At 38.6% G+C, this 1,804-nt stretch carries 2 protein-coding genes; both read left to right on the forward strand.

The window, feature by feature from the left end; all coding sequences use genetic code 11:
* The first annotated feature begins 259 nt into the window (after positions 1-259).
* A complete protein-coding gene (locus WB217_RS10980; protein WP_423993268.1) occupies positions 260-1,507 on the forward strand; it encodes an EAL and HDOD domain-containing protein in 1,248 nt (415 codons plus the stop codon).
* A gap of 117 nt (positions 1,508-1,624) precedes the next feature.
* Positions 1,625-1,804, forward strand: a 180-nt coding sequence (locus WB217_RS10985) for a hypothetical protein (protein WP_423993269.1), incomplete at its 3' end; no start/stop codon positions are given.

Below are 1,804 nucleotides of genomic sequence, written 5' to 3' on the forward strand. Positions count from 1 at the left end.
GGGTGGCTAATGCTCAAGTTAACAAGATCCTAATTGATGAGAGTCTCAAAGTCTTATTTTATTTTATACATTTAGCTACCAATGAATTCCACTCACTTAGTAGAATTGAAAAATACTGTTAATAGTATCGTATTATAAAATATGGTAATTTATAAAACCTCTTGTAATACTTGTAAATTAATAGTATATTTTTCCTACAAAGTCGTTGTTTAATATTTACATATTTGGTTTTTCTTAAGTGCCCCGGGAGGAATACTTTGTGGATATATATGTTGCAAGGCAGCCCATTTTTGATATGAACGAAAATACTGTTGCTTATGAACTGCTTTACAGAAGCAGCACTGTCAATAATTATCAGCATACAAACGGAGATCAGGCAACCACAGATGTCATCGTGAACAGTTTCTTGAATATTGGAATTAAGGAATTGTCTAATGGTAAGCCATGTTTTATTAATTTTACAGAGAAATTATTGATGCTGGGTGTGCCTTCGTACTTTAACCCATTATCCATCGTGGTCGAAATTCTTGAGACAGTTGAAATAAATGAAGAAATTCTTGCGATCTGCAAGGAGTTAAAGGCGCATGGTTATATAATAGCTCTCGATGATTTTTTCGTTTCACAATGGAACGACCTTACCATCGACTTACTAAATTATGTGGATATCATCAAGATTGATTTCCGGACAACCACCCGCTCTGACAGACAGGAAATGATCAGGTTTATAACTGGAAGGAACATCAAATTTCTGGCGGAAAAAGTGGAAACGATTTCAGAATATCATGAGGCAAAAGAAGATGGGTTTGAATACTTTCAGGGATTTTATTTCAGCAAGCCAGTGATTTTGAATAGTTACGATATACCATCCTATTATCATTCTTATTTTCAAATATTAAAAGAAATAGAGTGTCCCGAACCGGATCTTGAAAAAATCAAGGATGTCATTGAAAAAGATATATCATTATCCTATAAATTGCTCCGGCTGATTAATAATCCAGTGTTCCGTCCGAGAAATGAAGTTTCTTCGATTAAGCAGGCAATCATTCTGTTGGGCCTGAATGAAATCAAGAAATGGATTTACGTTTTGGCAATAAGAGGAGCAGACAGAGGCGGCGCTGACGGGGGTTCAAAGGAACGAGAAATAATCGAGCTTTCGCTGAAACGTGGGAAGCTAGGTGAATTGATTGGCAGAAAGGTTGGCAGAGAGGTATTGTCATCAAAGTATTTCCTGCTCGGAATGTTCTCGCTGATGGATTCATTGCTGCATCACCCGATGGATGAGCTGCTTGAGGATCTGCCATTGAGCAATGAGCTGAAGGATGCCCTATCAGGTGAAAAGAACGATGAATATATGATGCTTCAGTTTTTAAAGGATATTGAACTTGCCTTCCACGAAGGAGCAGAGCTAAAGTTCAATCCGACCTCTATGCATCTAGAAGAACTTTTCCGTCTGTATGGTGAGGCTAGTGACTGGGCAACCAAAGTCTTGAGTGAAGTTAGCGTCTAAATGGATTAGGATAGAGAGTATGCAGAGAGTTTCTTATCTTGGCATGCTCTTTTTGTTTTCGGATGTTTCTTGTAACCTGATGCTAAAACAGATATATTCATAAATAGAAGATTTTTTTTGAAAAAAGAAGGTATAAAATTCATTTCGAGAATTGTCCAGCTTCAGCGCCTAGCCCCTCGAGTCGCTTCAGTCCTGCCAATGAAGTCAAAAAGCGACTTCACTGTCAGGCCCTTCGACGGACACGATGTACTAGTGCCGACGTTGCCACAGGACGTGGCGGTTTTAGTCGGCCAGCGC

The sequence above is a fragment of the Mesobacillus sp. genome, from assembly GCF_049588175.1.
Lineage (GTDB): Bacteria > Bacillota > Bacilli > Bacillales > Cytobacillaceae > Mesobacillus.